Genomic DNA, 26,904 nt, shown 5'->3' on the forward strand with positions numbered 1-26,904 from the left:
CCCATGGATGGGTTTACGGCGTGTCCTGACCACCCACACCGCCCCGCCATCCCACGGAATGCATGGCTGTTGCTTTGGCTCTTGCTGTTGCTTCGGCGGGTGCAGGGCGCAGCCCTGCCGCCCCCCCTAAATGTCTGTGGGAGCCAGTCCGTACTGCTCGGCGAAGCGCTTGCTGAAACTGGCCGCAGACCGGTAACCCGCGCGTGCGGCGACGGTCTTCAGCGGCAGGTCGGTGGTGTAGAGCAGCTGCATGCCATGCGCCAGGCGCGCCTCGGTCAGCAGCTGGCGCAGGCTGGTGCGCTCGGCGGCAAGGCGGCGACGCAGGGTTGCGCCGCTCAGCGCGAACTGTTCTTCCACATCCCGCGATTGCCAGTCGCGTGCCGGTTCGGCGGCAATGCGGTCGCGGATCTGTTCGCCCAGGCTCGGTGCCTGCGGCAGCAGCAGGTTGCCATGGCCCTGCCGGCACAGGGTCAGCACCAGCGAGGCCAGGGCCAGGCGCGCGTCGCTGTAACGGCCCTCCTGCAGTGATTGCCGCCACTGGCGCAGCACGGCGCCATGTTCGATCAACGGCAATCGGGCCATCGTCGGGCCTGGGCGGGGCAGTTCCTCGTTCCACAGCGTGCGCGCTGCCGCCAGTACTTCGGCACACAGCGGCACGATCGCGCTGAGGTAGCGGCCGCTGTGCGGATCGGGGCTGTTGACCACGTCGATGCGGCAGCGCTGGGTCAGCAGCAGGATGTCGCCGGGCGCGAATGCCAGCGACTGGTGCGCGGTGCGCACCTGCTTGCGGCCCTCCAGCAGGATCGCGAACTGCGGTTGCGGAATCTCCACCGAGCTGGCGCCATGCTCGCGGCGTGCGGTGATGCACGCATAGCCTTCGGCGCGCTCGCAGCCGGCCAGACCGGCCATTTCAGCCAGCAGCGCGGTGGCCGGCGGCAGCATGGCGGTCATGACACGTGCGTGCCCAGCAGGCGGCCGACAGCGGCGGCGGCGGCCATCGCCAATGCGCCCCAGAACATCACCCGGACAGCGCCGCGCACGGGCGGCGCACCACCGGCCTGCGCCGCCATCGCGCCGGTCAGGCACAGACCGAGCAGGGTGCTGGCGGTGGTGATCATCGCAACCTTGTCGACCGGCGCGAGCAGGGCGGTCAGCACCGGCAGCGCGGCACCACAGGTGAACGCCCCGGCCGAGGCCAGCGCGGCCTGCAGTGGGCGGGCACGCAGGGTGTCGGTAATGCCCAGTTCGTCGCGGGCGTGGGCGCCCAGCGCGTCGTGGGCGGTGAGCTGCTCGGCGACCTGCCGCGCCAGCACCGGGTCCAGGCCGCGGTGGCGGTAGATTGCGCTCAGCTCTTCCAGTTCACTGTGTGGGTCTTCGTGCAGTTCGCGTTTTTCCGCCGCCAGGTCGGCCGCTTCGGTATCGGCCTGGGTCTGCACCGAGACATACTCGCCGGCGGCCATCGACATTGCGCCGGCTACAGTGCCAGCGACCCCGGTGGCCAGGATCGTACTGGCCGGGGCGCCGCTGGCGGCCACGCCGACCACCAGCCCGGCCACCGAGACGATGCCGTCGTTGGCCCCAAGCACGGCGGCACGCAGCCAGCCGACACGCTCGGAGCGGTGCAGTTCGGGGTGTCGTGAGTGGCGACTCATGGCCGTGAGTGTACGAGGGTCAAGAGGGCGTCGGTAGGATGCTGAAACCCGTCACCGTCGCATGACGCGGCGGAGTGCCACGCTATAGTGCGCCCTTGCGATGGAAGGGCTCCAGCCCCACATCCCCCGCCACAGTCCAGCGAGCCTTCCCCTTGTCGAGCCCCAGCCACGTCGCCGATACCCCCATTACCGACCGCTCGCAGCTGGTTGCGGAGATCGCCTCCGGCGAGAAGCCCCGCACGCAGTGGCGCATCGGCACCGAGCACGAAAAGTTCGGGTTCCGCCTGGATGACCTGCGCCCGCCGACCTTCGACGGCGAGCGCGGCATCGAAGCGCTGCTCAACGGCCTGGTCCGCTTCGGCTGGCAGCCGGTGCAGGAAAACGGCAACACCATCGCCCTGCTGCGCGACGGGGCCTCGGTGACGCTGGAACCGGCCGGCCAGCTGGAACTGTCCGGTGCGGCGCTGGAAACCATCCACCAGACCTGCGTGGAAACCGGCACCCATCTGAACGAAGTGGCGCAGGTGGCTGGCGAACTGCAGCTGGGCTTCCTCGGCATGGGTTTCCAGCCGAAGTGGAAGCGCGATGAAATGCCGTGGATGCCGAAAGGCCGCTACAAGATCATGCGTTCGTACATGCCCAAGGTCGGCTCGCTGGGCCTGGACATGATGACCCGCACCTGCACGGTGCAGGTGAACCTGGATTACGCCAGCGAAGCGGACATGGTGAAGAAGTTCCGCGTGTCGCTGGCGCTGCAGCCGATCGCCACCGCGCTGTTCGCCGATTCGCCGTTCACCGAAGGCCAGCCGAACGGCTACCTGAGCTATCGCTCGCACATCTGGACCGACACCGACGCCGACCGTACCGGCATGCTCGACTTCGTGTTCGAGGACGGCTTCGGCTACGAGCGCTATGTCGATTACCTGCTTGACGTACCGATGTACTTCTCCTACCGCGATGGTATCTACCACGACGCCAGCGGGCAGAGCTTCCGCGACTTCATGCAGGGCAAGCTGCCGGTGCTGCCGGGCGCGTTGCCGACCCTGCGCGACTGGTCGGACCACACCACCACCGCGTTCCCGGAAGTGCGCCTGAAGAAGTACCTGGAAATGCGCGGCGCCGACGGCGGCCCGTGGAGTCGGCTGTGTGCGCTGCCGGCGTTCTGGGTCGGCCTGCTGTACGACGACACCGCGCTGGATGCCGCCTGGGACCTGGTGCGTGACTTCAGCCTGGCCGAGCGTCATGCGCTGCGCGACGGCGTGCCGAAGCATGCGATGAACCTGCCGTTCCGCACGGGCACGGTGCGCGACCTGGCCCGCGAAGCAGTGAAGATTTCGGTGGAAGGCCTCAAGCGCCGCGCCGCGCGCAATGCCGACGGCCAGGACGAGAGCAAGTTCCTGGACGTGCTGCAGGAAATCGTTGAATCCGGGCTGACCCCGGCCGAGCGCAAGCTGGCGCTGTTCCATGGCCGCTGGCACGGCGATGTGGATCCGGTGTTCCGCGAGTTCGCTTACTGATTGCCTTGCGGGGTTGCCGGCCAGCGGCCGGCACTACCAGAAGAAAAACCCCGGCATTGCCGGGGTTTTTCATTTTTGCATCTGCCTTGGATCAGGCGGCGTTCTTCATCGTCGCCATGTCGATCACGAAGCGGTAGCGCACATCGTTCTTCGCCATGCGCTCCCAGGCCTCGTTGACGTTCTTGATGTCGATCATCTCGACGTCGCTGACGATGCCGTGCTCGGCACAGAAGTCCATCATCTCCTGGGTTTCGGCCATGCCGCCGATCGCCGAACCGGTCAGGTGCTTGCGGCCGAAGATCACGCTGCCACCGGTCAGCGGCGGGTCCAGCTCGGTCAGCACGCCGACCAGGCACATGGTGGCCTCGCGCTTGAGCAGGCCCATGTACGGGTTGGTGTCATGGCCGACCGGGATGGTGTTGAGCAGGAAGTCGAAGCTGCCGGCGTGCGCCTTCATCTGCGCAGCGTCGCGCGACACCAGCACTTCGTCGGCACCCAGGCGCTTGGCATCGGCACCCTTTTCCGGCGTAGTGGTGATCATCACCACGTGTGCGCCGAGTGCCTTGGCGAACTTCACGCCCATGTGGCCCAGGCCACCGAGGCCGATCACGCCGACCTTCTGGCCCGGTCCGACCTTCCAGTGGCGCAGCGGCGACCAGGTGGTGATGCCGGCACACAGCAGCGGCGCGGCGGCCTTCAGGTCGAGGGTGTCGGACACCTTCACCACGAAGCGCTGCTCGACCACCACGTGGTCGGAATAGCCGCCGTAGGTCGGTGCGCCGCTCTGGCGTTCGCGGCCGTTGTAGGTCCAGGTCGCACCTTCGGCGCAGTACTGCTCCAGGTCGTGCTCGCAGGCGTCGCAGTGGCGGCACGAGTCGACCATGCAGCCGACGCCGGCGTGGTCGCCGACCTTGAAGCGGGTGACGTTGCTGCCGACTTCGGTCACGCGGCCGATGATCTCGTGGCCCGGCACCATCGGGTAGATCGAGCCACCCCAGTCGTCGCGGGCCTGGTGCAGGTCGGAGTGGCAGATGCCGCTGTAGAGGATCTCGATACGGACATCGTCCGGCCCGACCGCGCGGCGTTCGAATTCGTACGGAATCAGCGGGTCGGTATGTGAATGGGCGGCGTAACCACGGGCGAGGGACATGGGGAATCCTTGGCAGGGTTTGTCGAAAGGCGTTTTACAATACGCCCCGTACCCAGCGGCAAGAAGCCCGGATATCGGCATGATTCATCAAGTGAAACTGCACAATCATGGCCACTGACAATCTGTCCCACCTGGCCGCGTTCGCGGCGGTCGCCCGTCATCGCAGCTTCCGCCGTGCCGGCGCCGAGCTGGCGCTGTCGACCTCGGCGGTGAGCTACGCGATCCGCGCGCTGGAGGAACGGTTGGGGGTGGGCCTGTTCCATCGCACGACGCGCAGCGTGGCCCTGACCGAGGCCGGGCAACGCCTGCTGGAGCGATTGCAGCCGGCCCTGGGCCAGGTGCACGACGCGCTGGAAGAGATGAACCAGTTCCGTGCCGCCCCGGCCGGCCTGCTGCGCATCAACGCCACCCGCGCGGCGGTGGCGACCCAGCTGGGGCCGCGGCTTGCGCGCTTCCTGCACGCGCATCCGGACGTGCGGGTGGAGCTGACCGAGAACGATGGCCTGGTCGATATCGTTGCCGAAGGCTACGACGCCGGCGTGCGCCTGCATGAGTTCATCCCCGAGGACATGGTGGCGGTGCCGATGGGGCCGCCCCTGCGCGGTCTGATCGTCGGCTCGCCGGACTACCTGCGGCGGCGTCCAGCCCCGCAGCATCCGCGCGACCTGGCCACGCACGAATGCATCCGCTTCCGCTTCGCCAGCGGGCATCTGTACAAGTGGCAGTTCGAGCGCGGTGGGCAGCCGCTGGAGATCGACGTGCCCGGAAGGCTGACGCTGGGCGAGCAGGGCACCGTGGTCGGCGCGGTGCTCGATGGCATCGGCCTGGCTTACGTGCTGGAAGACACCGCGCGGCCGTACATCGAATCGGGGCAGATGGTGGCGGTGCTGGAAGACTGGAGCGAACCGTTCGCCGGCTTCGCGCTGTATTACCCGAAACAGCGGCAGATGCCCGGTGCGCTGCGCGCATTCGTGGACATGCTGCGCGAATGAGTCGCTGCAGGAGTGCCGACCAACGGTCGGCACCCACCGGGGCAGGGCATCCCTGGATGGCGCCAGGCTACGGCGCCTGCAACACCGGCCCCAACAACGCCACGCACTCACTTAGATGCACGTCCACCGGTGCATCCTCGGCCACCACGCCGATCACGCGTTCGCGCAGTGGCTCGGCCACGGCCATCGCCAGGATCAGCCTTGCCGTGCACGCGGGGTCTGCGTCGCGCAGCAGCCCTCGCTGTTGCTGCCGCGCCAGCCAGTCGGCCAGCAGCGCGCGGCCACGTTCGATGCCGTTGTGCAGATAGGCCTGCAGCAGCGCGTCCTTGCCGGGGAAGTCGGTGGCGAGCAGGCGGAAAACCTGCACTGCCTGTGCTGACAGCGCCTGTGCGCAAACCGCCTGCAGGATTGCGTGCAGCAGCGGCAGCACTTCCTCATTGTCACGCGCGTCGCGCTGCAGCTGCGGTGCGAAGCCGTCGGTCCACTCGCGCACCGCCAACCCCACCAGTTCCTCGCGGTTGCTGGCATGGCGGTACACGGTCTTCTTCGCTACCCCGGCATGCGCTGCCACCGCTTCGATGGTGGTCGCTTCGTAACCCTGTGCCAGCAGCAGTTCCAGGGTGGCCTGCAGTACCGCATGGCGCACTTCGGCTTCCGGTCGCGCGGGGCGACCGCGGCGACGGGTCGGCGTTGTGGGCTCGGGCAGGGTGGTGCTGTTCATTGCGCCCCATCTTACCGCATCCGATTAATTGGGAAACGGTTGGCGTTTCCGTATTGTCGAGTCTCCCAACCCACAGGAAACGTCGATGGATACCGCTGTGAACGCCCGCGCCTGGCTGGACCACCACGATCTGCTTGATCCGGCGCCGATGCGTCTGGAGACCGGCATCCAGCGCCGCGAAGACGGCACCCTGCGGGTGGCCGTTCGTACCGATCTGCACGGCTGCAAGGGCCGCATGCTCGACTGGTGGTTCACCTTCTTCGAGACCACCCAGCACATCCGCTGGTGGCATCCGCTCGATCACGTCGAGCATCGCGGCTGGGACGCAGCCTGGCAGCGTGGCCGTAGCTACCACGGCGCCAGCATCCATGCGGTGGAATCGCTGGCCGACATTCCGCCAGTGGCGGCGCGGCTGAAGTTTCATGACCCGCGCAGGTTGCTGGTGCCCGAGCGCCTGCAGGCGGCGCAGGACGCTGGTGATGTGTCGGCGGTGATTGCCGCCCGCATCGGCTTTGGCGATCACGTGCGCCTGGATGCGCATGGCGACCCCTGCGACGGGCAGATGCTGCACGTCGCGCGCGATACGCCGTTCGGCTGCGTGCTGCGCAGCCGCTTCGTGCTGGGCCTGGACAGCGCCGAACCGCAGCGCGATGCCAGCGATGCGGTCGGACTGGGCCTGCTCAAGCACTGCTACACGGAGTTCAGTTTCCTCTCGCGGCTGCTGCCGTCGCTCTACTACGGCGAGCGCGCCAACGGTGAGGCGGTGCCGTTGCCGTGGTGAAAACCGCGCCGGTCATTCGAGCAGCGCGTCGTAGCCTTCGCCACTGAACTGGATCAGGCAGAAGCCGTGGCCGAACGGGTCGGCCAGTACCGCGATGCGGCCCCAGCGACGCTCGCGCACCGGCTGCTCCAGCGTTGCTCCAGCGGCAACCGCACGCGCCAGCGCGGCCGCGATGTCATCCACCACCCAGTCCAGGTGCAGCGGCGTCCAATGGCGCTCGTAGTCGCGCACGTCGCCGTCCTCGGTGGCGGCGCTGCCGGCCTCGTTGTGCAGCAGGTACAACGCGGTTGGCCCGCCGAGCAGTTCCACGGCACCGGGCCCGAGGCGGCGGCCGATGCGCAGGCCGAAGGCTCGGATGTAGAAGTCCTCGGCGGCGGCCAGGTCGGGCACGTCGATGTTGACAATGAAGCTGTGGGCAGTGGCGTTCATGGCAGCGATGGGCGGCATCCGGTTATCGCAGTCTAGTACTGCCACGTGCTGCTGCCGGTTCATCTCCTGCGGGGATTCGGGCAAGCTGGGCGGTCTCTATCGACAAGGACATCCATGAGCGCGCTATCTGGCATCGAACAGGCCACCGGCCAGACCTTCCCGCCCCTGTTCAAGCAGTTGCATGCAGCGGGTCGGTTGAGCTGGGGGACTCCTCATCCGGAATGGTCCGAGGTGGTATTCCCGACGCTGCAGGCGGATCCACCGGTGCTGCTGTACGCCCAGGACTATGAGCCGTTGGAACATGATGAGCTGCTCGAGACGTGGCAGGAGCTGACCGCGGAGGATCATTACAATCCCCTGCGCACTGACCTGCAGTTGCTGCCCTTTGCGCGGACCGGCGCGGGTGACAGCTACTGCTTCTGGAGCAACGCGCCCGGCTTCAGTGAACCGCCGGTGGTGATGGTGTGGCATGACGACGACCGTGCCGATGTGCTGGCCGCCAGCTATCAGGATTTCCTGTTCCGCAAGATGGTCGAAGCGGTTGCGGACTACCAACGGCCTTACACGCTGCTGTCGCATGGCGAGCTGGCCGGGAATCTGCAGCGCTGGCTGCAGACCCACCATTCCTTCCTGCGCGGCGACCAGTGCCTGACATTGCAGCGGCTGTTCGCCCGCGTTGATGATATTGAAGAAGGAAACTTCAGCGAAGAAGACGCACAGGCCATCGTCGCTGACGTGATCGGCTTCGAGCGGTTGGACGAGTCGTTCGCCTACGTGCGCGAGGACGCCTGAACCAAGGCTCGGAGCCCCGCCTGCGGCGGGGTTCCGACCCCCGTGCGGGATCAGCCTGCGACCGGGTAGTCCAGATAGCCTTCCCTGCCGCCGCCGTAATAGGTGCTGCGGTCCGGAGTGGCCAGTGCAATGTCGTGCTGCAGGCGTTCGACCAGATCCGGGTTGGCGATGAACGGCTGGCCAAACGCGGCCAGATCAATGGTGCCGGCCTCGACCAGTTGCAGCGCGCGCTCGCGGGTCATGCCGCCGGCCAGGATCAGCGTGCCGCCGTAGGACTGCCTGAACTGCAGCAGGAATGCCTCACCCAGCACCGATGCACCCTGCTGCAGATTGTCGTTGAGGTGCACGTAGGCCAGCCCACGCTTGCCCAGCGCGTCGGCCAGGTACAGATAAGTGGCTTCGTTGCCGGGGTAGAACGGCATGTCGAAGGTGAGGTTGTTCGGGGCCAGCCGCACGCCGATGCGGTGCGCGCCGATGCGTTCGGCCATCGCATCCACCGTTTCCAGGATCAACCGCGCACGGTTCGGCAGCGAGCCACCGTAGCGGTCCTCGCGCTGGTTGATGAGCGGGTTGAGGAACTGTTCGAACAGGTAGCCGTTGGCGGCATGCAGTTCGATGCCGTCGAAGCCGGCGGCGATGGCGTTGTCGGCGCCGCGCACGAAGTCGTCGACGATCCCGGGAATCTCGGCCGTATCCAGTGCACGCGCCGGGGTGGGATCGGCATGGCCGCGGCTGCCGTCGTCCAGGTACACGAACGAGGTGTTCTTCGGTGCGCTGGCGACCGGGCGGGTGCCGGCGCTGACCGGCTGGCCACCCCCGGGCTGCAGCGAGGCATGCGACATGCGGCCCACGTGCCAGAGCTGGGCGAAGATCGTGCCCTGTGCGGCATGCACCGCCTGGGTGACCTGCTTCCAACCCGCCACCTGTTCGGCGGACCAGATGCCCGGTACGTCGATGTAGCCCTGGCCCTGCGGCGAGACCGGCGTGCCTTCGCTGATGATCAGGCCGGCACTGGCACGCTGCCGGTAGTACTGCGCGGTGAGGTCGTTGGCGACCGATCCGGGATTGCGGGCACGGGTCATCGGCGCCATCGCGATGCGGTTGCGCAGGGCGGTGCCTGCCAGGTCGAACGGGCGGAACAGGGTGGCGGTCATCTCGGTCATCTCGGTGCGGGGGAGGGGCGCCAGCGGCGCCATGTACACAGGATGGAGTTGACATGCAGGCGCATAAAGCGCTTCGATTTCCCTTGGTGTGGGACTATTTGTCCCTAATGAGGGATTGAAGATGCTGCCGCTGGAATCCTTGAATGGCCTGGTCACGTTCGTCACCACGGCCCGCTCGGGCAGTTTCACCGAGGCCGCCGATGCGCTGGGCATCTCGCGCTCGGCGGTGGGCAAGGCCATCGCCCGGCTGGAAGTGCGCCTGGGCGTGCGCCTGTTCCATCGCACCACGCGGCGCATCGCGCTGACCACCGACGGCGAGGCCTATTACGCTTCGTGTGCGGCGGCGCTGGAAGAAATCTCCGCGGCCGAGGCCTGCCTGGGCTCGGCGGGCCTGCCGAGCGGGCGGCTGCGCATCGACATGCCGTCCTCGTTCGGGCGGCTGGTGGTGCTGCCGGTGCTGTTGCGCCTGTGCCGGCAGTATCCGGACCTGCAACTGACGATGACCTTCACCGATCACTTCGTCGATCCCGTCGAGGAAGGCATCGACCTGCTGATCCGCTTTGGCGGCCTGCACCAGGCCGAGCACCTGGTCGCGCGCCGGCTCGGCCGCCAGCGCCTGGTCACCTGCGCCGCACCGGCCTACCTGCAGGCGCACGGCGTGCCGGGGAGCGTGGAGGAACTGGCACAGCACCGCAGCATCGTCGGCTTCCGCCACGGGCAGCCGGTGGCGTGGCGCATCGGCAGTGATGACGCCGAGGGAACCTTCATTCCCAACGCGGCCTACCAGCTCAACGACGGCGATGCGGTGATCGATGCTGCCATCGCCGGGCTGGGCATCTGCCAGATGCCGGAGTCGCTGGTACGCCGTCACCTGCAATCCGGCGCGCTGCAATCGGTGCTGGATGCGCACATGCAGCGCCACATCGACATCCACGCGCTGTGGCCGCCGACCCGCCACCTGCGGCCGAAAGTGCGCTACGTGGTGGACGAACTGACTCGATTGGCGGGCGAGGGATTGTTCGATTGAGCGCGCGGGATTGAGTCGCCCGGGGTCGGGTGTATACTATCCCCCAGTATAGTTCCGAGGTGGCCCCGGCATGCCGCACTCCCCCGAAGAGAAAAAGAAGGTCCTGGCCCGCGTGCGCCGCATCCGCGGCCAGTGCGATGCGCTCGATCGCGCGCTGGAAGCCGGTGCCGACTGCGCGCCGGTGCTGCAGCAGATCGCCGCCATCCGGGGGGCAGTCAACGGCCTGATGTCCGAGGTGATGGAGGCGCATCTGCGCGAGGAGTTCGGCCAGCCCGCAGCCTCCGACGAACAACGCGCCGAACGCGTGCGCGACATGAGCGCGTTGATCCGCTCGTACCTGAAGTAAACGACGGCGCAACGTTGCGCCTCCCATCCTGTCATTGCCTGTCTTTGGAGAAGCCACCATGAAGTCCCGTGCCGCCGTCGCCTTTGGTCCCGGCCAGCCGCTGCAGATCGTCGAGATCGACGTCGCCCCGCCAAAGGCTGGCGAAGTGCTGGTCAGGATCACCCACACCGGTGTCTGCCACACCGATGCGTTCACCCTGTCCGGCGATGATCCGGAAGGCCTGTTCCCGGTCGTGCTGGGCCATGAGGGTGCGGGCATCGTGGTGGAGGTGGGCGAGGGCGTGACCAGCGTCAAGCCGGGTGACCACGTGATTCCGCTGTACACCGCCGAGTGCGGCGAGTGCCTGTTCTGCAAGAGCGGCAAGACCAACCTGTGCGTGTCGGTGCGCGCCACCCAGGGCAAGGGCGTGATGCCCGACGGCACCAGCCGCTTCAGCTACAACGGCGAGCCGCTGTACCACTACATGGGCTGCTCGACCTTCAGCGAGTACACCGTGGTGGCCGAAGTCTCGCTGGCGAAGATCAATCAGGACGCGAACCCGGAACACGTCTGCCTGCTCGGCTGCGGCGTCACCACCGGCATCGGTGCGGTGCACAACACCGCCAAGGTGCAGGAAGGCGACAGCGTGGCGGTGTTCGGCCTCGGCGGCATCGGCCTGGCGGTGATCCAGGGTGCGCGCCAGGCCAAGGCCGGCCGCATCATTGCGGTGGACACCAACCCCTCCAAGTTCGAGCTGGCCCGCGAGTTCGGCGCTACCGACTGCATCAATCCGAAGGACTTCGACAAGCCCATCCAGCAGGTCATCGTTGAAATGACCACCTGGGGCGTGGACCACAGCTTCGAATGCATCGGCAACGTCAACGTGATGCGCGCGGCGCTGGAATGCGCGCACCGTGGCTGGGGCCAGAGCGTGGTGATCGGCGTGGCCGGTTCGGGCCAGGAGATCTCCACCCGCCCGTTCCAGCTGGTGACCGGCCGCAAGTGGATGGGCACCGCCTTCGGTGGCGTGAAGGGCCGCAGCCAGCTGCCGGGCATGGTCGAGGACGCGATGAAGGGCGATATCGAACTGGCCCCGTTCGTCACCCACACCATGGACCTGGACAAGATCAACGACGCCTTCGACCTGATGCATGAAGGCAAGTCGATCCGTTCGGTGGTCCACTACTGAGCCACGCCGGGTGGCAGGCTTGAGGGCCTGCCGCCCCTCGGGAGGAACCCACCATGGAACGCATCGAACACCGCGCCTGCTTCGGTGGCTGGCAGGACGTCTACCGTCATCATTCGACCACGCTGGGCTGCGACATGCAGTTCGCCGTGTACCTGCCGCCACAGGCGGAGACACAGGCGCTGCCAGTGCTGTACTGGTTGAGCGGGCTGACCTGCACCGAGCAGAACTTCATCACCAAGGCTGGCGCGCAGCGCTACGCAGCCGAGCACGGCGTGATCATCGTTGCGCCCGATACCAGCCCGCGCGGCGATGACGTGGCTGATGCCGAAGGCTACGACCTGGGCAAAGGGGCAGGGTTCTACCTCAATGCCACCCGCGCACCGTGGGCCAGGCACTACCGCATGCACGACTATGTGGCGCAGGAACTGCCGGCGCTGATCGAGGCGAGCTTCCCCACGACCGGCGCGCGTGCGATCAGTGGCCATTCGATGGGCGGCCACGGTGCGCTGGTGATCGCGCTGCGCAACCCGGGGCGCTACCGCAGCGTGTCGGCGTTCTCGCCGATCGTTGCGCCCAGCCACGTGCCGTGGGGGCAGAAGGCGTTCCACGCCTACCTGGGCGACAACCCGGCCGACTGGGCGCAGTGGGATACGTGCGCGCTGGTGGCGACGGCCAGCGAGCGCCTGCCCCTGCTGGTCGACCAGGGCGAGGCCGACGAATTCCTGCAGGCCCAGCTGCAGCCCGAGCGCCTGCAGCAGGCCTGCGATGCGGCCGGCCACCCGCTGACCCTGCGCCTGCAGCCCGGCTACGACCACAGCTACTACTTCATCGCCAGCTTCATCGGCGAGCACGTGGCGCACCACGCCCGCGCCCTCCAAGGCTGACACCCCCGAAAAGGGGACGGAGGGGATTAAGTCGCTTTTGCCATTGTGCCGAAAGCGACTTAATCCCCTCCGTCCCCTTTTTCTGCGCTGGATCACGCCATCGTGGCGCGACGCCGCGCTATCGTGCGCGCATACGGCCTTGCGGATCGGGGGAGGCATGCCGGTAGTGCTGGCGCTGCTGTATGTGCTGTGCCATGGCTTGGTCGTGACCCTGTGGCCGGGGGCGACCGGCGTGGGCTCCTTCGTTTTCCTGACCGGCGCGCCGCTGCTGGCGGCGATGGCCTGCCTGTGGCGGGCGCGCCGCGACCGTGCCGCGCTTGGCTGGCGTGCCACGGCGCTGGCGTTGCTGCTGTGGGCCGGCGGCATGGCCTTCAACATGATCGATGCACTCGGCGCCGGTCGCGCCGATATCACGCCGCAGGCCAGCCTGTTCCTGTACGTGCTGTATGGCGTCCCGCTGGTGTTCATCCTGGCCCGCGCGCGCCGTGAGCGACTGAGCATCAGCCTGATCGACGCCGCGATGGCGGCGCTGCTGGGTGTGCTGTTCTTCGTGCATACGCAATCGTTCGCCGCCCGTATCGATATCGACGATTCGGCGATGGCCAGCATGCAGCGCATGTTCGATATCCAGAACCTGTGCATTGCCGGGTTCGCGGTGGTGCGCTGGCTGGCCGGTGATGTGCCCGAGCGGCGCGGCTTCTTCCGGGTGCTGGCGCTGTACGCGCTGGCGTACCTGCTGGTGGCCTACTACATCAACCACTACACCTCCGGTGATTCCTTCGGTGCCTACAACGATCTGCTGATCGACCTGCCGTTCCTGCTGCTGGCGTTGCTGGCGCTGAGCCGGGCGCCGGTACCGGGCTCGGCGCCGCATCCACGGCTGGCGCGCACCGTGCAGGCTGCGGGGCCGATGATCCTGCCGTTGCTGCTGCTGGTGGTGGGCACGCTGGTGGTCGACCATGCGCGACCGCTGGCGGTCAGTGGCTTCGTGGTGGCCACGCTGGGCTTCGGCCTGCGCAGCATCCTGCTGCAGACCGACCTGATGGAACGCCAGGCCGGCCTGGACCAGCTGGCGCGGCAGGATGGCCTGACCGGGGTTGCCAACCGCCGCGAGTTCGACGCGCTGCTGCTGGCGGAGTGGAACCGCGCACGGCGCAGTGGCAGCCCGCTGGGCCTGCTGCTGGTGGACATCGACCACTTCAAGGCCTTCAACGACCAGCACGGCCATCCGGCCGGCGATCGCTGCCTGCAGGCCGTGGCCGCGGTGTTGAAGGCCATCGCCGGCCGCGCCGGCGACAGTGTGGCGCGCTATGGCGGCGAGGAATTCGCGGTGATCGTGCCTGGAAGCGCGCTGTCGGGCGTGCTGGCGCTGGCCGAACGGCTGCGCGAGGCGGTGGAGGCCCTGCCGCTGCCGGAAGGGTCGGTCAGTATCAGCATCGGCGTGGGCTACCTGCATCCACCGGCCCTGGCCAGTGCCGATCAGTTGCTGGCGGATGCCGATGCCGGCCTGTATGCCGCCAAGCGGGCCGGCCGCAACCAGGTGGTGCTGCACGCGCATGTGCTGGATGACGAAGGCAGCACGCACGGCACGATGGATTGCTGAAGGCCACGGTTCCCGTGGTGCCTGCGCGTGCGCATCATCGCTGCCGCAGCCAGCCGGCCGGATCGAGCAGGCGGAGCCCGACCGGTGACAACGAGCGCTGCCGCAGTGGCAGCTTCGCCGCGTGCACCGCGAATGCACAGCGTGCCAGTTGCCGGCGCAACGGCGCCAGCGTGTCATCGTCGCGGGGGCGTGCGTGCCGCCACTGTGCAATACGTAGCAGGCAGGCCAGCAGGTCCAGTTCGCTGGCGGCGATGAACGGCGAGCCGGACCGCAGCAGGTCGATCGGCGCGGCCGCCGTGGCCAGCAGCGGCAGCAGGTTGATGAACGCGTCGCAGCCCTCGGGATCAAGGCCGAGACCGCTCAACCCGGCCAGCCCATCGGCCCGCAGGTCGGGCTCGTGCAGCTGGCGTATCGCGGCAAGCAGTACCTGCTCGCCACGACCCAACTGGCGGGCGAATGCCCGGTAGTTGACGCGGGTAGGAAACAAGGGGGAACGGGAGGCCATGGCAGCTAGGGTTGGGGGTCGCGGGTTTCCACCAGCACGGGACAGGGCGCGTGGTCGATGGTCCATTGCCCGATCGAGGGTTCGAACAGGCGTTGCAGGCGGGACAGGTGGCGGTGGCCGATCACGATCAGGTCGCACTTCAGGCGCTTGGCCTGTTCGCTGATGATTTCGCCGGGATCGCCGGAGGGAATCTGCGCGATGGCATCAACGCCGCGTTCGCGCAGTTCGGCCAAGGCTTCAGCCAGCACCGCTTCGGCGCGAGAGCGCTGGCGGGCAGCTTCCGGATATTCGATGCGGTCGGCTTCGCTGGCATCGGCGGCCAGCGCGAATTCGGGATCGAGCACGCACAGCAGGTGCAGACGGCTACGCGGGCCGGCGATGGCCGCGGCGAGGTCCAGCACGCGCGCGTGCTGGGGGCCGCCGTCGAGGGCGACCAGCAGGGTATTGAACATGGATGTCTCCTTGGCAGGCCGGGGATGGTCGCCGATGTCGCTGCGCGCACCCATGCCGTGCGGCGCAGGAAATACATGCGTTTCTTGCAATCCAGGTTGCCATGGAGTGTCGTAGAGTCATTCCATTTATTGGAGACTGCCATGCCCTTGCCCGATCTCAACCTGCTGCTGGCCCTGGATATCCTGCTGGACGAAGGCAGCGTCGCCGGAGCGGCTCGGCGCATGAATCTGAGCGCGCCGGCCATGAGCCGCACCCTGGGGCGGATCCGCGACGCGCTGGGCGACCCGGTGCTGGTACGCGCCGGCCGCGGCCTGGCGCCGACCCCACGCGCGCTGGAACTGCGCGAGCAGGTGCGCGACGTGATCGAGCAGGCCCACCGGGTGTTCAACGAAGGGCGCGAGGTGGATATCCAGACCCTGGAACGTACCTTCAGCATCCGCGCCAACGACGTGTTCATCGGCAGCTACGGCGGCCGCCTACGGGACGTGTTCCGCGAGCACGCGCCAGGCTGCACGCTGCGGTTCATGCCCGAAGGCGATACCGACGATGACGCGATGGTGCAGGGCCGGATCGACCTGTATATCAGCACTGCCGGCAAGCACACGCAGGAAACCAAGGTGCAGAATCTGTTCACCACGGCCCTGCTGGGCGCAGCGCGCAAGGATCACCCGCTGTTCGACGGCGATATCACCGCCGAACGGTTTGCCGCCTGCGACCACATCGCCGTCTCGCGGCGCGGCATCGCGCATGGGCCGATCGACGACGAACTGGCACAGCTGGGCCTGCAGCGGCGGGTGGCGATGGTCATCCCCACCTTCCATGGCGCGATCTTCGCTGCAGCCGCCTCGGACTTGGTGCTGCCGCAGATGCCCAGCGTGATGCTCGATCGCATCGCCTACATGGGGCTGCCACTGCGCATGTTCCCGTTGCCGGTGCCGGTACGCACCGTGGCGCTGGTGCAGGCCTGGCACCCGCGCATGGACAACGACCCGGCGCACCGCTGGCTGCGCCGTGCGATCAAGAGCATGTGCGACGCCGACGCTGTGTAATCGCGGGGCGCCCCGCCCGGGTCGGCACCCCACCCAAACCCGTGCGTCCCGCGCACGCCTGGCATTGCATCCACGCCATTTTTCGCAGCAGTGGGCCTGCCTAGACTGCGCTCCCCACATTCACGGAGCGCACGCCATGTCGCTTCACCTGCCGTGCGCCGCACGGATCGGCCCGCGCCCATGAGCGCGATCACCGTGCCACAGGCCCCGGCCGCCCCGCTTGCCCCCGCGTTTGATCGCCGCATCGTGGTCGGACTGTGCGGCGTGCTGCTGGTGGTGCTGCTGTCGGGCTTCAACGAGAACGTCACCAAGGTCGCGCTGGCCGACATCCGCGGTGCGATGGGGTTCAGTGCCGATGACGGCAACTGGATCACCGGCATCTACAGTGCCATGTCGGTCAGCGCGATGGCCTTCGCGCCCTGGTGCGCGGCCACCTTCTCGCTGCGCCGCTTCGGCCTGGTGATGATCGCCGCCTTCATGGTGCTGGGGGTGCTGTGCCCGCTGGCGCCGAACCTGCCGACTTTCCTGCTGCTGCGCGCATTGCAGGGCCTGGCCGGCGGTGCGCTGCCGCCGCTGCTGATGAGCGTGGCGCTGCGCTTCCTGCCGCCGGGCATCAAGCTGTATGGCCTGGCGGGCTACGCGCTCACCGCAACGTTCGGGCCGAGCATGGGCACGCCGCTGGCCGCACTGTGGGTCGAGCACGCCGGTTGGCAGTTCGCGTTCTGGCAGATCGTGCCGTTCTGCGTGGCCGGCATGGTGATGGTCGGCTGGGGCCTGCCGCAGGACCCGATGCGCCTGGAGCGCTTTGCCCAGTTCAACGGCGTGGGCCTGGCCCTGGGGCTGCCGGCGCTGGTGATGCTGGTGCTGGGCCTGACCCAGGGCGCGCGCCTGAACTGGTTCGATTCGCCGTTGATTACGGTGTTGCTGGGCGGCGGTACCGGCCTGCTGGTGTTGTTCTTCATCAACGAATGGTTCCACCCGCTGCCGTTCTTCAAGCTGCAACTGCTGGCCCATCGCAATCTCAGCTATTCGCTGGTCACCTGCGTGGGCGTGCTGTTTGTACTGCTGGCGGTCATCTCCATCCCCTCCGGTTTCCTCGCCAGCGTGCAGGGCTATCGCCCGCTGCAGACCGCGCCGATGTTGTTGTGGGTGGCACTGCCGCAGGCCATTGCGTTGCCGCTGGTGGCTGCGCTGATGAACCAGCGTGCGGTCGACTGCCGCTGGGTGCAGGCGGCCGGGCTGCTGCTGCTGGCGGCGGCGTGCTTCATCGGCGCGCAGCTGGATGTGCAGTGGAACCGCGACACCTTTCTGTGGGTGCAACTGCTGCAGGTGGTGGCGCAGCCGATGGCGGTACTGCCGTTGCTGCTGCTGGCGACCACCGGCCTGGCGCCGCAGGACGGTCCCTATGCCTCGGCCTGGTTCAACACCGTCAAAGGCTTTTCGGCGGTGTTCGCCGGTGGCGTGCTTGATGCGGTCGCACAGTCACGGCGCCACCTCCATTCCACTGCGCTGGTCGACCACCTGGGCAACCAGCCGTGGTTGCCCGCCAGCGCCGATCTGCCCGCGCGCCTGCACGCCCAGGTGCAGGCGCTCACCTCGGCGGACCTGTACTGGCTGGTCGCGCTGGTGGCCCTGGGCTGCCTGCCGCTGCTGCCGTGGGCCACCCGTGTCCACCCGCCACGTGCCGTGGCCTGATCTCACCCGTAAGGACTCCCCCCATGAGCCTCAACAAGACAACCCTCAACACCGGCCTTGTGCTGGGCGTGCTGGCCCTGGCCATCGGCAGCTGGCTGCTGCTGCGCGACGGGCGTTACCAGCGCACCGACAACGCCTACGTCAATGCGGATTTCACCGTGGTCGCACCGAAGGTGGCCGGCTTCGTCAGCAGCGTCGAGGTGGACGACAACCAACCCGTGAAGGCCGGCGACGTGCTGGCCCGCATCGACGACCGCGACTACCAGGTGGCCCTGCAGGCAGCGCGTGCCGACCTGGCCAACGCCCGTGCACAGCTGGCCAATGCACAGGCCGCACTGGCCCAGCAGGGCTCGCTGATCGAACAGGCCAGGGCCAGTGTCGATGTCAGCCGCTCCGAACTGAGCCTGGCCAGCGCCGACCAGCAGCGCTACCGCGAACTGGCCCGCGACGGCGCCGGCACCGTGCAGAACGCGCAGCAGGCGCAGTCGAAGCAGGCGGTGGCCAGTGCGCACCTGCAGCAGGGCCAGGCCGCGCTGTCGACCGCACGCCAGCGCACCGACATCCTGACCGCTGGCGTGCAGGCCGCGCAGGCCGCGGTACAACGCGCCGAAGCCGCGCAGGCGCGTGCCGAACTGGATCTGTCGCACACCGTGCTGCGTGCGCCGATCGACGGCATGGTCGGTCGCCGTGCGGTGCGCGCGGGTGCCTACCTGACCCCGGGCACGCCGGTGGCCGCCGTGGTGCCGTTGAAGCGCGCGTTCGTGGTCGCCAATTTCCAGGAAACGCAGATGACCCGCATGCAGGCCGGCCAGCAGGTTGAGCTGAAGGTGGACGTGTTCCCGGGCAAGTCGCTGCGTGGCCACATCGACAGCATCGCACCGGCGACTGGCGTTACCTTTGCCGCCATCGCGCCGGAAAACGCCACCGGCAACTTCACCAAGGTGGTGCAGCGCATTCCGGTGAAGATCGTGCTGGAGCCGGGCCAGCCGCTGCTGGAGCAGCTGCGTGCCGGCATGTCGGTGGAAGCCCGCGTTGACCTGGACAGCCGCGTGCGCGTGCAAAGCGCGCAACGCGTGCAGGACCGCACGGGCGGGGAGGGCGCATGAGCGCTCGCAGCGTGTTCCAACCCTTTGTTGCGGCGACCCTGTGCACGGCCCTGGCTGCCTGCACGATGGGCCCGGACTTCGTGCGCCCACAGGCGGAACTGCCCAGTCACTGGCAGGGTGAGGCCGTCGCCGGCAACGCGATCGATCAGGACGCCGCCTGGTGGGCCGGCTTCGACGACCCGCTGCTGGGCCAGCTGGCCAGCCAGGTGCTGGCGGCCAACCTGGACCTGCAGCTGGCGGCCAACCGCGTGCAGCAGAGCCGCGCCGCGCGTGGCATCAGCGCCGCCGACCGTCTGCCCAGCGTCAGCGCAACCGCCAGCGGCGTGCGTGCACGCAACAGCGAAGTGGGCCTGAACGATCCGTCCGGCAACGGCGGGCGCGAGGACTACGGGCTGTTCCAGGCCGGCATCGGCCTGAGCTGGGAGCTGGACCTGTGGGGCCGCGTGCGCCGCCAGGTGGAAGCCGCCGATGCACGCGTGCAGATGGCCGAGGAGGATGCACACGCGGTGCGCATCGCGCTGCTGGCGGAAACCGCGCGTGACTACCTGCAGCTGCGCGCGACGCGGCAGTTGCGGGCGATCACCGAGGACAATCTGAGCATCGCCCACGACATCAAGCGCCTGACCGAAGCGCGCCAGCGCCAGGGTGTGGCCAGCACCTTGCAGGTTTCCAGTGCGGCGGCGCAGGTCGCCTCGCTGCAGGCGCGGATCGCGCCGCTACAGCATCGCGAATCGCAGCTGCGCAATGCGCTGGCGTTCCTGCTGGCGCAGCCTCCGCAGGCGCTGGACGCACAGCTGCAGGACGCGCGCCGTGACTGGCCGGCGTTGCCGGCGGTGGCGGTGGGCGTGCCCAGCGAACTGGCCGAACGTCGCCCGGACATCCGCCGTGCCGAAGCGGCATTGCATGCGGCGACGGCGGGCATCGGCGTGGCCAAGGCCAGCTTCCTGCCTCGCATCACCTTGAACGGCGATGCCGGTTTCCAGGCCAGGCAGCTGGATGACCTGGACGGCTGGAACGCGCACCGCTTCAGCATCGGGCCGTCGATCAGCCTGCCGATCTTCCAGGGCGGCCGGTTGAAGGCCAACCTCGCGTTGAGCAAGCTGCAGCAGCAGCAGTCATCGCTGCAGTTCCAGCGCACCGTGCTGCAGGCCTGGCATGAAGTGGACGATGCGATCGATGGCTACGCGGCCGAGCAGCAGCGCAGCGTGCAGCTGCATGTGGCGGTGGACGAAAGCGAGACCGCACTGGGTGCGGCGCGACGGCAGTATCAGGCCGGCGTGGTCGACATGCTGGACGTGCTGACCACCCAGCGCATCGCGCTGGACAACCAGGCTGCGCTGGCCAACAGCCAGGCCACCGCGGCGATTGCACGGGTGGAGCTGTACCGCGCGCTGGGTGGTGGCTGGTAGTGGCCCCCCCCCCCCCCCACTACCGTGTGACCCGGTAGTTGCCAACCTTGGTTGGCGACTTTCCCGGAAGCGCCAACCAAGGTTGGCATCTACCCGAGCCAGGCCTCAACGCACGTCGCGCAGTTCCCAGTGGTGGCCGGCCAGCAGGCGCAGGCGCTGCTTGAACACGTCACTGTCGATGCGGGTGGTGGCCACCAGGTTGATGCGCAGGTCCTTCTGCTCACCGGTCACGGTGGCGTCCGGGTCGGTGACGCCCCACTGCGGTTCCACCGCATCCGGGTCGGGCTGCTTGGCCTTCCAGCGCTCGAACAGCGTGCCGCTGCGCAGGGCGTCCTGCAGCTCTTCGGCGAAACCGGCGGCGCCCTGCGAATGGAAGGACAGGTCAGGGTCGTTGCCGCGGGCCTTGGACGGGTCGGGCAGGCTGATGTGGTACTGCGCAGGCATGGTGTTCTCCTTGAAGTGCGGCAAGGCTGGCATAGTCGCGGTGGAATCGATGTGCAGAGTCCGGCCGTGGCCAGTGCTCATTCGAACCGATGCGGCCCATCGGCGAAGCCCACGGTGACCGCGCCCTTGCCGACGTTGACCATGCCGGTCAGACTCATCACCGATTCGTACACGGTCACGCCATGGGTGGCGCAGACCTCTTTCAGCGGTGCATAGCCGGGCAGGGTGCGCAGCTCGTCCAGCTCACCGCCGTAGCTGACACACACCGTCGGCGTCATCAGTCCGGCACGCACGCGCTGGCCAACCACCGCGAACAGCTTCTGCACCGCGTTGTCGAAGCCCTTGATCTTGGCCACCGGCCCGGTCTCGCCGCGGTAGCCGTGCAGCACCGGCTTGATGTCCAGCGCGCTGCCCAGCGCGGCGCTGAGCAGGCCGACGCTGCGGTCGCCCTTGTGCCGCGCACGCGCGCGCATGTAGTACAGGTCGCGGGTGACCATGTAGCCGTGCACATTGCCGGCCAGTTCCTCCAGCCGCTCGCGGATCTGCTGCACGCTGGCGTTGCTGTCGCGCAGGCGCACCGCCTCCACCGCGGTCACCGCCTGCGCGGCGAACAGGTTCTGGGTGTCGAGCACGCGCAGTGCGAACGGCGAGTTGTAGCCCGCGGCCTGCCGCACCGGCTTGTAGTCGTTGAGGATGGCGAAGCTGGCCTGCAGCGCGTTGTCGTGGATCGGGCTGCGGGTCTTGGTGATGGTCATGCAGAACACGTGGTCGTAATCGATCACCAGTTGCTGCAGGAACAGGTCACGGATCTGGTTGACGCTGAAGGGGATGGTTTCCGCCTCCGCACCATGCTCGGCCACGTGCGCGTGCAGGAAGCTCAGCGTGGCCTGCTCATCGCGATGATCGGCCAGCACGGCCTCGCCGATCCGTACGGTGATCGGCAGCAGCACGATGTTGTGCGCGGCAATGAAGTCCTGCGGCAGGTCGCAGGCCGAGTCGACGACGATTCCGATGCGCATCCGCGGCTCCCCCTCCAGGGCGGTTGTAGGTTCGGAAACGTGAAATCTATCTCAAAACCGGGCGTGGCGCGCGAGGGAAACGCGCCACGCCCTGTTCAGCGGTTGCGCTGCACCGCTACCGGCAGGCTGGCCAGGCGTTGCCATTCGGGCTGCAGCAGCAGGCCTGGGTCGGCCAGCACGGCGGCCATCAGCGGGTGCGCGTCGTTGCCCCAGAACAGCTCGTCGTCGATGGCCAGGGTGGGTACACCGAACACACCCGCGGCGATCGCGGCTTCCGTGTTGCGCCGCAGCTGCTCCTTGACCGCTGGCTCGGCGATGGCACGGTCGGCATCCTCGATGCCCAGCCGCGCCGCCGGCTCGCGCAGGGCATCGGCACTGTCGGCGGCATTGCCGTCGCGCCAGATCCAGTCGAACAGTACGTCCACCGCCTGCGTGCTGGTACCGGCGGCCAGGCACAGGCGCAGCGCCGACAACGGGTTGAACGGATGGCCCGGCGGGAATCGCAGGGGCGTACCCTCGGCCTGCGCGGTCCACAACAGCTGGCGGTAGATGAAACGACGCTTGGCGGGAATCTCGGCCGGCCCGAGGTTGCCCAGGTGGTGCAGCACCGCACCGAAGGCAATCGGCACCGGCTGGATCTGCGCGAACTGCGGCAGCTGCTTCAGCTTCTGCCAGTGCAGGTAGGAATACGGCGAGACGAAGTCGAAGTACCAGCGCAGCGTGGCCATTGGAATCTCCTCGTGTACGGTCAGGGCTGCGCGTTGCGTTGCAGGTAGCGGTCGCGCAGCTCGGTCTGGCGCGAGCGCATCGGCATCGCGCGGCCGCCCAGCCAGACCTGTTCGGCATAGTGCGCCACGTCCAGCGGGTCGCCTTCCCACAGCACCAGGTCGGCGCGCTTGCCGGGTTCGATGCTGCCGATCTGGTCGGCCACCCCGAACGCCTGCGCCGGTACCCGGGTCAGGCCGGCCAGGCCGTCGGCCCACGGCAGGCCATGGGCGACCGCATTGCCGGCCAGCTGGCGGATCTTGCGGGCGTTGTGGGTGGCGTCGCCGCGCTGCACGAAGGAGACCGCCACGCCCGCGCGCTGCAGGCGCGCCGCATTCTCCAGCGTGGCACCGATCTGGTCGAAGCTGGCCGGCAGGTTGGCCAGCACATCAACGAACACCGGCACGTGGGCAGCGGCCAATTCCGGTGCCACCTGCCACGCTTCGCTGGCCCCGGCGATGGCGATCTTCACCTTCTCGCGGGCGGCCCAACGCAGCAGCTGTCGGATGTCGGCGGCACGGTCCACTTCCACCACGATCCGGCCCTGGCCGGCCAGGTAGCGGCTCAACGTGCGGCGGCCGGCCGGGGTCAGCAGCGCATGCGGCGAGTCTGCGGCCACCTGGCCACGCGCCTCGTCGATCATCTGCTGCAGCAGCATCCACTGCGCGGCGCGCGACTGGCCGGTCAGCTCGGAAGCGGCTGCGCCGATGCGCAGGAACAGGGCACGCGGGCCGATCGGATCGATGCTGCCATCGAGCCGCATCACGCCGCCCTGGCCAGCCACGAAGCCACCGCCGGGGGTTGCCCCCAATGCGGTGAAGCCGATCCCTTCCAACCGGGTCACCGGAATCAGCACCGAGGCCGGGTTGTAGGCCAGGGTCACGTCGAACTCGGGCCGCAACGGCTGCTCGCCGATCTTCAGTGCGCTGTCGACGGTGCTCCTCTCGACCAGCACCTCTTCGATGCCGGTCTCGGTGATGCCGCCGAACAGCGCAGGGGTCAACGGGCGGCCACTGGCCTCGACCACGGTTGCGCCAGCGGGCGCGGACAGGCCGTTGCCCACCGCACGGATGATGCCGCCCTGCACCAGCACGTCGGCGTTCTGCAGGCTGCCGCGTGTGCTGGCGGTGTGCACCGTGGCGTTGCGCACCAGCAGGTCCTGCGCCTGTGCGGATGCGGAGATGCACGCCAGCACCATGGCGGTAGAGCCGAGCCATGCCCGGCTGCCCTTCGCGGCAGAGTGCAGCCACTGCTTGAGGACCCTCATCAGCGCACCTCCTGGCCAAGCTTGAAATCGGAACGCGGCGTCGCCGCCGGCGCACTGCGGTCGTACAGGCGGCGGCCGTCGATGAAGACCTGCTCGGCCAGCGCGTAGGAACTGAAGGGATTGCCGTTCCACACCACCACATCGGCCATCTTGCCGGCCTCCAGGGTGCCGGTCTGGCCCTCGATGCCCAGCGCCTTGGCGGCGTTGGCGGTCATCCAGGTGATGGCGTGCTCGGGTGTGATCTCCGGCATGCGTGCGCGTCGCGCCGAGGCCATCACCTTGGCCGCCTCCTGGTTGAGGCGCTGGATGCCTTCGGGTGAATCGGAATGGACGATGGCACAGCTGTTCTTCGGCCGGTCGACCAGCGCGATGTTCTCCGGGATACCGTCGAAGGCCTCCATCTTGAAGCCCCACCAGTCGGCCCACAGCGCACCGCAGACGCCATCGGCGGCCAGCCGGTCAGCCAGCTTGTAGGCCTCCACGCCGTGGTGGAACGCGGCCACCTTGAAGCCGAATTCCTTGGCCAGGTCGAGCATGGTGGCCATCTCGTCGGCGCGGTAGCAGTGGATGTGCACGCGGATGTCGCCCTGGATGGCGCCGGCCAGCGTATCCAGCTTGAGGTCGCGCTTGCCGCCGGCGTCACCGGCGCTGTCGCCCTTGTCGCTGCCGAACCAGCCCTTGCGCTTGGCCGGCTTGGGCTTGTTCTTGGCGATGTAGTCGGCGGCATCGATGAAGGCCGCACGATAGCCGGCCACGTTGCCCATGCGCGTGGCCGGGGCCACGCCCTTGCCTTCGCCATAGACCCGCTTGGGGTTCTCGCCGCAGGCCATTTTCAGGCCCCACGGCGCGCCGGGGAACTTCATCGCCTGGTAGGTCACCGCCGGTACGTTCTTCAGGGTCACGCCGCGGCCACCGACCAGGTTGGCCGAACCGGGCAGCACCTGCATGCTGGTCACGCCGCCGGCCAGCGCCGTGGCGAAGCCCGGGTCCTGCGGCCATACCGAGTGTTCGGCCCAGACGTTGGCGGTGACCGGCGCGGTCATCTCGTTGCCGTCGCTGTGCGCGCCGACGCCCGGGCTGGGATACACGCCCAGATGCGAGTGCACGTCGATCAGGCCCGGCGTGACCCACTTGCCCTGGGCATCGATGCGGGTGACGCCGGCGTCGGCCTGAAGCTGCTGGCCGACCGCCACGATGCGGCCCTCGCGCAGCAGCACGTCGGCGTTGTCCAGGCGCTGGCCGGTGCCGGTCAGCACGGTGGCGTTCTGGATCAGCACCGGCGCATCGGGATGCGCCTGGTAGGTGCTAGGGTAGGGGTCGGCGAGGAAGCGCGAGGCGCCCACCGCCGGTGCCGTACTCAATGAAAGCAGCGCCAGTGCCACCCCGGCGCGCAACAGCGTCGATGCCATGCAGTTCCCCTTGCTTGCGGCTTGGTCCAACCGCCGACGCTAGCCGGGGCGTGGTGGGCTTGCCAAGTGACCTTCTTCACAGGCCGGCCGCTGGCGGCTCGACGGCACCGCCGGTCTGGCCGAAAATAGCCGGTCCCCCGTCGTGCCGGACCCCCGCCCATGAAGAGCAAGCAGGAAATCGTCGACAACTGGCTGCCGCGCTATACCGGCGTGCCCCTGGACCAGTTCGGCCAGCACATCCTGCTGACCAACTTCGGCGGCTACCTGCATACCTTTTCCGAGCTGACCGGCGCGCCGGTCATCGGCCTGGACCGGCCGATGGCCAGTGCCACCATCGACGGCATCACCATGATCAACTTCGGCATGGGCAGCCCCAATGCTGCGATCATCATGGACCTGCTGTCGGCGGTGATGCCCAAGGCGGTGCTGTTCCTGGGCAAGTGCGGCGGGCTCAAGCGCAAGAACCAGCTGGGCGACCTGGTGCTGCCGATCGCCGCGATCCGCGGCGAGGGCACCTCGGGCGACTACCTGCCGCCGGAAGTGCCGGCGCTGCCCGCGTTCGCGCTGCAGCGTGCAGTGTCGACCATGATCCGCGACCTCGGCCACGACTACTGGACCGGCACCGTCTACACCACCAACCGCCGGGTCTGGGAACACGACGAGGCCTTCAAGGAGCGGCTGCGGGCGATGCGCTGCATGGCCATCGACATGGAAACGGCCACGGTGTTCGCCGCCGGCTTCGCCAACCACATCCCCAGCGGCGCGCTGCTGCTGGTGTCCGACCAGCCGATGATCCCCGACGGGGTCAAGACCGAGGCCTCCGATGCCAAGGTCAGCTCCCAGTTCGTGGAAAACCATATCCAGATCGGCATCGAGGCGCTTAAGCTTATCCGGCGCAACGGCAAGTCGGTCCGCCACCTGCGCTTCGACGAATGATGATGATGGCCTGGCGCGGCGCGCCGGCCCTGGGGAGTAGGTGATGGACGTTGCCGCGCAAGTGGTGGAATTCTGGAAGGAGGCGGGCCCGGAAAAGTGGTTCGCCCGCGACGATGCGTTCGACGCGCAGTTCCGCCGGTTGTTCCTGGATGAGCATTTCGCCGCGGCGTCGCGCGCGCGCGAGCATTGGCTGGGCAGCGCCGAGGGCGCGCTGGCGCTGATGCTGCTGCTGGACCAGTTCCCGCGCAACTGCTTCCGCGGTACCGCCCATTCCTACGCTACCGATGGCCTGGCCCGGCACTACGCCATGCGCGCGATCGAGGAAGGCCTGGACCTGCAGCTGGTGCCGAAGCTGCGCGCCTTCATCTACCTGCCGTTCGAGCACTCCGAGGATCCGCTGGACCAGGACCGTTCGGTGGCGATGTTCGACGTGCTGGGTGACAAGGAATACCTGCAGTACGCCGAACTGCACCGCGACATCATCCGCCGTTTCGGCCGCTTCCCGCATCGCAACGCGGTACTGGGCCGCATTCCGGCGCCGGAAGAGCTGGACTACCTGGCCGAAGGCGGGTTTGCGGGGTAGATCCACGCCATGCGTGGATGCAAGAAAAACGCCCGCGTT

General features: G+C 68.1%; 28 protein-coding genes. 15 read left to right on the plus strand and 13 right to left on the minus strand.

Annotated features, from left to right (window positions below; translation table 11 throughout):
- Window positions 1-126: 126 nt before the first annotated feature.
- Complete coding sequence (locus tag O0J73_RS11655; protein WP_197565127.1) at window positions 127-951, minus strand: helix-turn-helix transcriptional regulator; 825 nt, start codon at window positions 949-951, stop codon at window positions 127-129.
- The gene (locus O0J73_RS11660; RefSeq protein ID WP_197565128.1) at window positions 948-1,652 is read right to left on the minus strand and encodes a VIT family protein; all 705 of its coding nucleotides are present in this window, start codon (window positions 1,650-1,652) and stop codon (window positions 948-950) included. The genes O0J73_RS11655 and O0J73_RS11660 overlap by 4 nt, the downstream gene beginning before the upstream one ends.
- 152 nt (window positions 1,653-1,804) lie before the next feature.
- On the opposite strand from O0J73_RS11660, the gene O0J73_RS11665 reads away from it, so the two are divergent.
- Window positions 1,805-3,169 carry a glutamate--cysteine ligase gene (locus O0J73_RS11665; protein ID WP_308308752.1) on the plus strand — a complete coding sequence of 455 codons (1,365 nt, stop codon included), beginning with the start codon at window positions 1,805-1,807 and terminating at the stop codon, window positions 3,167-3,169.
- Between the two features lie 91 nt (window positions 3,170-3,260).
- Here O0J73_RS11665 and O0J73_RS11670 read toward each other — a convergent pair whose 3' ends face one another.
- Complete coding sequence (locus O0J73_RS11670) at window positions 3,261-4,319, minus strand: NAD(P)-dependent alcohol dehydrogenase (RefSeq protein ID WP_053450778.1); 1,059 nt, start codon at window positions 4,317-4,319, stop codon at window positions 3,261-3,263.
- 107 nt (window positions 4,320-4,426) lie between these two features.
- On the opposite strand from O0J73_RS11670, the gene O0J73_RS11675 reads away from it, so the two are divergent.
- A complete protein-coding gene (locus O0J73_RS11675; protein ID WP_308308753.1) occupies window positions 4,427-5,311 on the plus strand; it encodes a LysR family transcriptional regulator in 885 nt (294 codons plus the stop codon).
- Between the two features lie 67 nt (window positions 5,312-5,378).
- On the opposite strand, the gene O0J73_RS11680 is transcribed toward O0J73_RS11675, so the two are convergent.
- Window positions 5,379-6,032 carry a TetR/AcrR family transcriptional regulator gene (locus tag O0J73_RS11680; protein ID WP_308308754.1) on the minus strand — a complete coding sequence of 218 codons (654 nt, stop codon included), beginning with the start codon at window positions 6,030-6,032 and terminating at the stop codon, window positions 5,379-5,381.
- Between the two features lie 85 nt (window positions 6,033-6,117).
- Between O0J73_RS11680 and O0J73_RS11685 the strand changes: the two genes are divergently transcribed.
- On the plus strand, window positions 6,118-6,813 hold the full coding sequence (locus O0J73_RS11685) for a hydrolase (protein ID WP_197563946.1): 696 nt from the start codon (window positions 6,118-6,120) through the stop codon (window positions 6,811-6,813).
- 12 nt (window positions 6,814-6,825) lie between these two features.
- On the opposite strand, the gene O0J73_RS11690 is transcribed toward O0J73_RS11685, so the two are convergent.
- On the minus strand, window positions 6,826-7,242 hold the full coding sequence (locus O0J73_RS11690; protein ID WP_308308755.1) for a VOC family protein: 417 nt from the start codon (window positions 7,240-7,242) through the stop codon (window positions 6,826-6,828).
- 114 nt (window positions 7,243-7,356) lie between these two features.
- On the opposite strand from O0J73_RS11690, the gene O0J73_RS11695 reads away from it, so the two are divergent.
- Complete coding sequence (locus O0J73_RS11695) at window positions 7,357-8,034, plus strand: SMI1/KNR4 family protein (protein WP_197563948.1); 678 nt, start codon at window positions 7,357-7,359, stop codon at window positions 8,032-8,034.
- 50 nt (window positions 8,035-8,084) lie between these two features.
- Here the strand turns inward: O0J73_RS11695 and O0J73_RS11700 are convergent, their stop codons facing one another.
- Window positions 8,085-9,188, minus strand: a complete 1,104-nt coding sequence (locus O0J73_RS11700) for an alkene reductase (RefSeq protein ID WP_308308756.1) — start codon at window positions 9,186-9,188, stop codon at window positions 8,085-8,087.
- A 130-nt stretch (window positions 9,189-9,318) separates the two neighbouring features.
- Between O0J73_RS11700 and O0J73_RS11705 the strand changes: the two genes are divergently transcribed.
- From O0J73_RS11705 to O0J73_RS11725, 5 genes are all read left to right on the plus strand, one after another.
- Window positions 9,319-10,224 carry a LysR family transcriptional regulator gene (locus tag O0J73_RS11705; protein ID WP_006469459.1) on the plus strand — a complete coding sequence of 302 codons (906 nt, stop codon included), beginning with the start codon at window positions 9,319-9,321 and terminating at the stop codon, window positions 10,222-10,224.
- A gap of 70 nt (window positions 10,225-10,294) precedes the next feature.
- A complete protein-coding gene (gene frmR, locus O0J73_RS11710) occupies window positions 10,295-10,570 on the plus strand; it encodes a formaldehyde-responsive transcriptional repressor FrmR (protein ID WP_008266233.1) in 276 nt (91 codons plus the stop codon).
- A 58-nt stretch (window positions 10,571-10,628) separates the two neighbouring features.
- The gene (locus O0J73_RS11715; protein ID WP_049455904.1) at window positions 10,629-11,738 is read left to right on the plus strand and encodes an S-(hydroxymethyl)glutathione dehydrogenase/class III alcohol dehydrogenase; all 1,110 of its coding nucleotides are present in this window, start codon (window positions 10,629-10,631) and stop codon (window positions 11,736-11,738) included.
- Window positions 11,739-11,791: 53 nt separating this feature from the next.
- The gene (gene fghA, locus O0J73_RS11720) at window positions 11,792-12,622 is read left to right on the plus strand and encodes an S-formylglutathione hydrolase (protein ID WP_308308757.1); all 831 of its coding nucleotides are present in this window, start codon (window positions 11,792-11,794) and stop codon (window positions 12,620-12,622) included.
- Between the two features lie 157 nt (window positions 12,623-12,779).
- Window positions 12,780-14,225: a GGDEF domain-containing protein gene (locus O0J73_RS11725; RefSeq protein ID WP_049455906.1), complete on the plus strand. Its 1,446-nt coding sequence runs from the start codon at window positions 12,780-12,782 to the stop codon at window positions 14,223-14,225.
- 34 nt (window positions 14,226-14,259) lie between these two features.
- Here O0J73_RS11725 and O0J73_RS11730 read toward each other — a convergent pair whose 3' ends face one another.
- Window positions 14,260-14,730 (minus strand): hypothetical protein, encoded by a 471-nt coding sequence (locus O0J73_RS11730; protein ID WP_308308758.1) that lies wholly within the window; start codon window positions 14,728-14,730, stop codon window positions 14,260-14,262.
- A gap of 5 nt (window positions 14,731-14,735) precedes the next feature.
- On the minus strand, window positions 14,736-15,182 hold the full coding sequence (locus tag O0J73_RS11735) for a universal stress protein (protein WP_308308759.1): 447 nt from the start codon (window positions 15,180-15,182) through the stop codon (window positions 14,736-14,738).
- 141 nt (window positions 15,183-15,323) lie between these two features.
- On the opposite strand from O0J73_RS11735, the gene O0J73_RS11740 reads away from it, so the two are divergent.
- The 4 genes from O0J73_RS11740 to O0J73_RS11755 all read left to right on the plus strand — a co-directional run bounded on the left by O0J73_RS11740 (window position 15,324) and on the right by O0J73_RS11755 (window position 20,442).
- Complete coding sequence (locus O0J73_RS11740; protein WP_049455908.1) at window positions 15,324-16,232, plus strand: LysR family transcriptional regulator; 909 nt, start codon at window positions 15,324-15,326, stop codon at window positions 16,230-16,232.
- Between the two features lie 180 nt (window positions 16,233-16,412).
- Window positions 16,413-17,927, plus strand: coding sequence for an MFS transporter (locus O0J73_RS11745; protein ID WP_308308760.1), 1,515 nt, complete (start codon window positions 16,413-16,415; stop codon window positions 17,925-17,927).
- Window positions 17,928-17,950: 23 nt separating this feature from the next.
- On the plus strand, window positions 17,951-19,033 hold the full coding sequence (locus tag O0J73_RS11750) for an HlyD family secretion protein (protein WP_308308761.1): 1,083 nt from the start codon (window positions 17,951-17,953) through the stop codon (window positions 19,031-19,033).
- Window positions 19,030-20,442 carry an efflux transporter outer membrane subunit gene (locus tag O0J73_RS11755; protein WP_308308762.1) on the plus strand — a complete coding sequence of 471 codons (1,413 nt, stop codon included), beginning with the start codon at window positions 19,030-19,032 and terminating at the stop codon, window positions 20,440-20,442. The genes O0J73_RS11750 and O0J73_RS11755 overlap by 4 nt, the downstream gene beginning before the upstream one ends.
- Before the next feature lie 105 nt (window positions 20,443-20,547).
- On the opposite strand, the gene O0J73_RS11760 is transcribed toward O0J73_RS11755, so the two are convergent.
- From O0J73_RS11760 to O0J73_RS11780, 5 genes are all read right to left on the minus strand, one after another.
- Window positions 20,548-20,886, minus strand: coding sequence for a hypothetical protein (locus tag O0J73_RS11760; RefSeq protein WP_006469105.1), 339 nt, complete (start codon window positions 20,884-20,886; stop codon window positions 20,548-20,550).
- 77 nt (window positions 20,887-20,963) lie between these two features.
- A complete protein-coding gene (locus tag O0J73_RS11765; protein WP_006469103.1) occupies window positions 20,964-21,905 on the minus strand; it encodes a DegV family protein in 942 nt (313 codons plus the stop codon).
- Window positions 21,906-22,000: 95 nt separating this feature from the next.
- Window positions 22,001-22,633 (minus strand): 2-hydroxychromene-2-carboxylate isomerase, encoded by a 633-nt coding sequence (locus O0J73_RS11770; protein WP_006469101.1) that lies wholly within the window; start codon window positions 22,631-22,633, stop codon window positions 22,001-22,003.
- A gap of 20 nt (window positions 22,634-22,653) precedes the next feature.
- Entirely contained in the window at window positions 22,654-23,937 is a 1,284-nt protein-coding gene (locus tag O0J73_RS11775) for an amidohydrolase family protein (protein WP_006469099.1), read from the minus strand.
- Window positions 23,937-25,346 carry an amidohydrolase family protein gene (locus O0J73_RS11780; RefSeq protein WP_308308763.1) on the minus strand — a complete coding sequence of 470 codons (1,410 nt, stop codon included), beginning with the start codon at window positions 25,344-25,346 and terminating at the stop codon, window positions 23,937-23,939. Before O0J73_RS11780 ends, O0J73_RS11775 begins: the two co-directional genes overlap by 1 nt.
- 159 nt (window positions 25,347-25,505) lie before the next feature.
- On the opposite strand from O0J73_RS11780, the gene O0J73_RS11785 reads away from it, so the two are divergent.
- Both O0J73_RS11785 and O0J73_RS11790 read left to right on the plus strand, forming a co-directional pair.
- Window positions 25,506-26,282 carry an AMP nucleosidase gene (locus tag O0J73_RS11785; RefSeq protein ID WP_005414446.1) on the plus strand — a complete coding sequence of 259 codons (777 nt, stop codon included), beginning with the start codon at window positions 25,506-25,508 and terminating at the stop codon, window positions 26,280-26,282.
- A gap of 43 nt (window positions 26,283-26,325) precedes the next feature.
- Entirely contained in the window at window positions 26,326-26,865 is a 540-nt protein-coding gene (locus tag O0J73_RS11790; RefSeq protein WP_053509590.1) for a DUF924 family protein, read from the plus strand.
- Window positions 26,866-26,904: the final 39 nt, after the last annotated feature.

This window comes from Stenotrophomonas sp. Sm6012 (genome assembly GCF_030985895.1).
Lineage (GTDB): Bacteria > Pseudomonadota > Gammaproteobacteria > Xanthomonadales > Xanthomonadaceae > Stenotrophomonas > Stenotrophomonas forensis.

What these genes read in the sequence shown, in the direction of transcription:
- O0J73_RS11655 (WP_197565127.1), bottom strand. Translation starts at nt 951, where the DNA reads ATGACCGCCATGCTGCCGCCGGCCACCGCGCTGCTGGCTGAAATGGCC.
- O0J73_RS11660 (WP_197565128.1), bottom strand. Translation starts at nt 1,652, where the DNA reads ATGAGTCGCCACTCACGACACCCCGAACTGCACCGCTCCGAGCGTGTC.
- O0J73_RS11670 (WP_053450778.1), bottom strand. Translation starts at nt 4,319, where the DNA reads ATGTCCCTCGCCCGTGGTTACGCCGCCCATTCACATACCGACCCGCTG.
- O0J73_RS11675 (WP_308308753.1), top strand. Translation starts at nt 4,427, where the DNA reads ATGGCCACTGACAATCTGTCCCACCTGGCCGCGTTCGCGGCGGTCGCC.
- O0J73_RS11680 (WP_308308754.1), bottom strand. Translation starts at nt 6,032, where the DNA reads ATGAACAGCACCACCCTGCCCGAGCCCACAACGCCGACCCGTCGCCGC.
- O0J73_RS11685 (WP_197563946.1), top strand. Translation starts at nt 6,118, where the DNA reads ATGGATACCGCTGTGAACGCCCGCGCCTGGCTGGACCACCACGATCTG.
- O0J73_RS11690 (WP_308308755.1), bottom strand. Translation starts at nt 7,242, where the DNA reads ATGAACGCCACTGCCCACAGCTTCATTGTCAACATCGACGTGCCCGAC.
- O0J73_RS11695 (WP_197563948.1), top strand. Translation starts at nt 7,357, where the DNA reads ATGAGCGCGCTATCTGGCATCGAACAGGCCACCGGCCAGACCTTCCCG.
- O0J73_RS11700 (WP_308308756.1), bottom strand. Translation starts at nt 9,188, where the DNA reads ATGACCGCCACCCTGTTCCGCCCGTTCGACCTGGCAGGCACCGCCCTG.
- O0J73_RS11705 (WP_006469459.1), top strand. Translation starts at nt 9,319, where the DNA reads ATGCTGCCGCTGGAATCCTTGAATGGCCTGGTCACGTTCGTCACCACG.
- frmR (WP_008266233.1), top strand. Translation starts at nt 10,295, where the DNA reads ATGCCGCACTCCCCCGAAGAGAAAAAGAAGGTCCTGGCCCGCGTGCGC.
- O0J73_RS11715 (WP_049455904.1), top strand. Translation starts at nt 10,629, where the DNA reads ATGAAGTCCCGTGCCGCCGTCGCCTTTGGTCCCGGCCAGCCGCTGCAG.
- fghA (WP_308308757.1), top strand. Translation starts at nt 11,792, where the DNA reads ATGGAACGCATCGAACACCGCGCCTGCTTCGGTGGCTGGCAGGACGTC.
- O0J73_RS11725 (WP_049455906.1), top strand. Translation starts at nt 12,780, where the DNA reads ATGCCGGTAGTGCTGGCGCTGCTGTATGTGCTGTGCCATGGCTTGGTC.
- O0J73_RS11730 (WP_308308758.1), bottom strand. Translation starts at nt 14,730, where the DNA reads ATGGCCTCCCGTTCCCCCTTGTTTCCTACCCGCGTCAACTACCGGGCA.
- O0J73_RS11735 (WP_308308759.1), bottom strand. Translation starts at nt 15,182, where the DNA reads ATGTTCAATACCCTGCTGGTCGCCCTCGACGGCGGCCCCCAGCACGCG.
- O0J73_RS11740 (WP_049455908.1), top strand. Translation starts at nt 15,324, where the DNA reads ATGCCCTTGCCCGATCTCAACCTGCTGCTGGCCCTGGATATCCTGCTG.
- O0J73_RS11745 (WP_308308760.1), top strand. Translation starts at nt 16,413, where the DNA reads ATGAGCGCGATCACCGTGCCACAGGCCCCGGCCGCCCCGCTTGCCCCC.
- O0J73_RS11750 (WP_308308761.1), top strand. Translation starts at nt 17,951, where the DNA reads ATGAGCCTCAACAAGACAACCCTCAACACCGGCCTTGTGCTGGGCGTG.
- O0J73_RS11755 (WP_308308762.1), top strand. Translation starts at nt 19,030, where the DNA reads ATGAGCGCTCGCAGCGTGTTCCAACCCTTTGTTGCGGCGACCCTGTGC.
- O0J73_RS11760 (WP_006469105.1), bottom strand. Translation starts at nt 20,886, where the DNA reads ATGCCTGCGCAGTACCACATCAGCCTGCCCGACCCGTCCAAGGCCCGC.
- O0J73_RS11765 (WP_006469103.1), bottom strand. Translation starts at nt 21,905, where the DNA reads ATGCGCATCGGAATCGTCGTCGACTCGGCCTGCGACCTGCCGCAGGAC.
- O0J73_RS11770 (WP_006469101.1), bottom strand. Translation starts at nt 22,633, where the DNA reads ATGGCCACGCTGCGCTGGTACTTCGACTTCGTCTCGCCGTATTCCTAC.
- O0J73_RS11775 (WP_006469099.1), bottom strand. Translation starts at nt 23,937, where the DNA reads ATGAGGGTCCTCAAGCAGTGGCTGCACTCTGCCGCGAAGGGCAGCCGG.
- O0J73_RS11780 (WP_308308763.1), bottom strand. Translation starts at nt 25,346, where the DNA reads ATGGCATCGACGCTGTTGCGCGCCGGGGTGGCACTGGCGCTGCTTTCA.
- O0J73_RS11785 (WP_005414446.1), top strand. Translation starts at nt 25,506, where the DNA reads ATGAAGAGCAAGCAGGAAATCGTCGACAACTGGCTGCCGCGCTATACC.
- O0J73_RS11790 (WP_053509590.1), top strand. Translation starts at nt 26,326, where the DNA reads ATGGACGTTGCCGCGCAAGTGGTGGAATTCTGGAAGGAGGCGGGCCCG.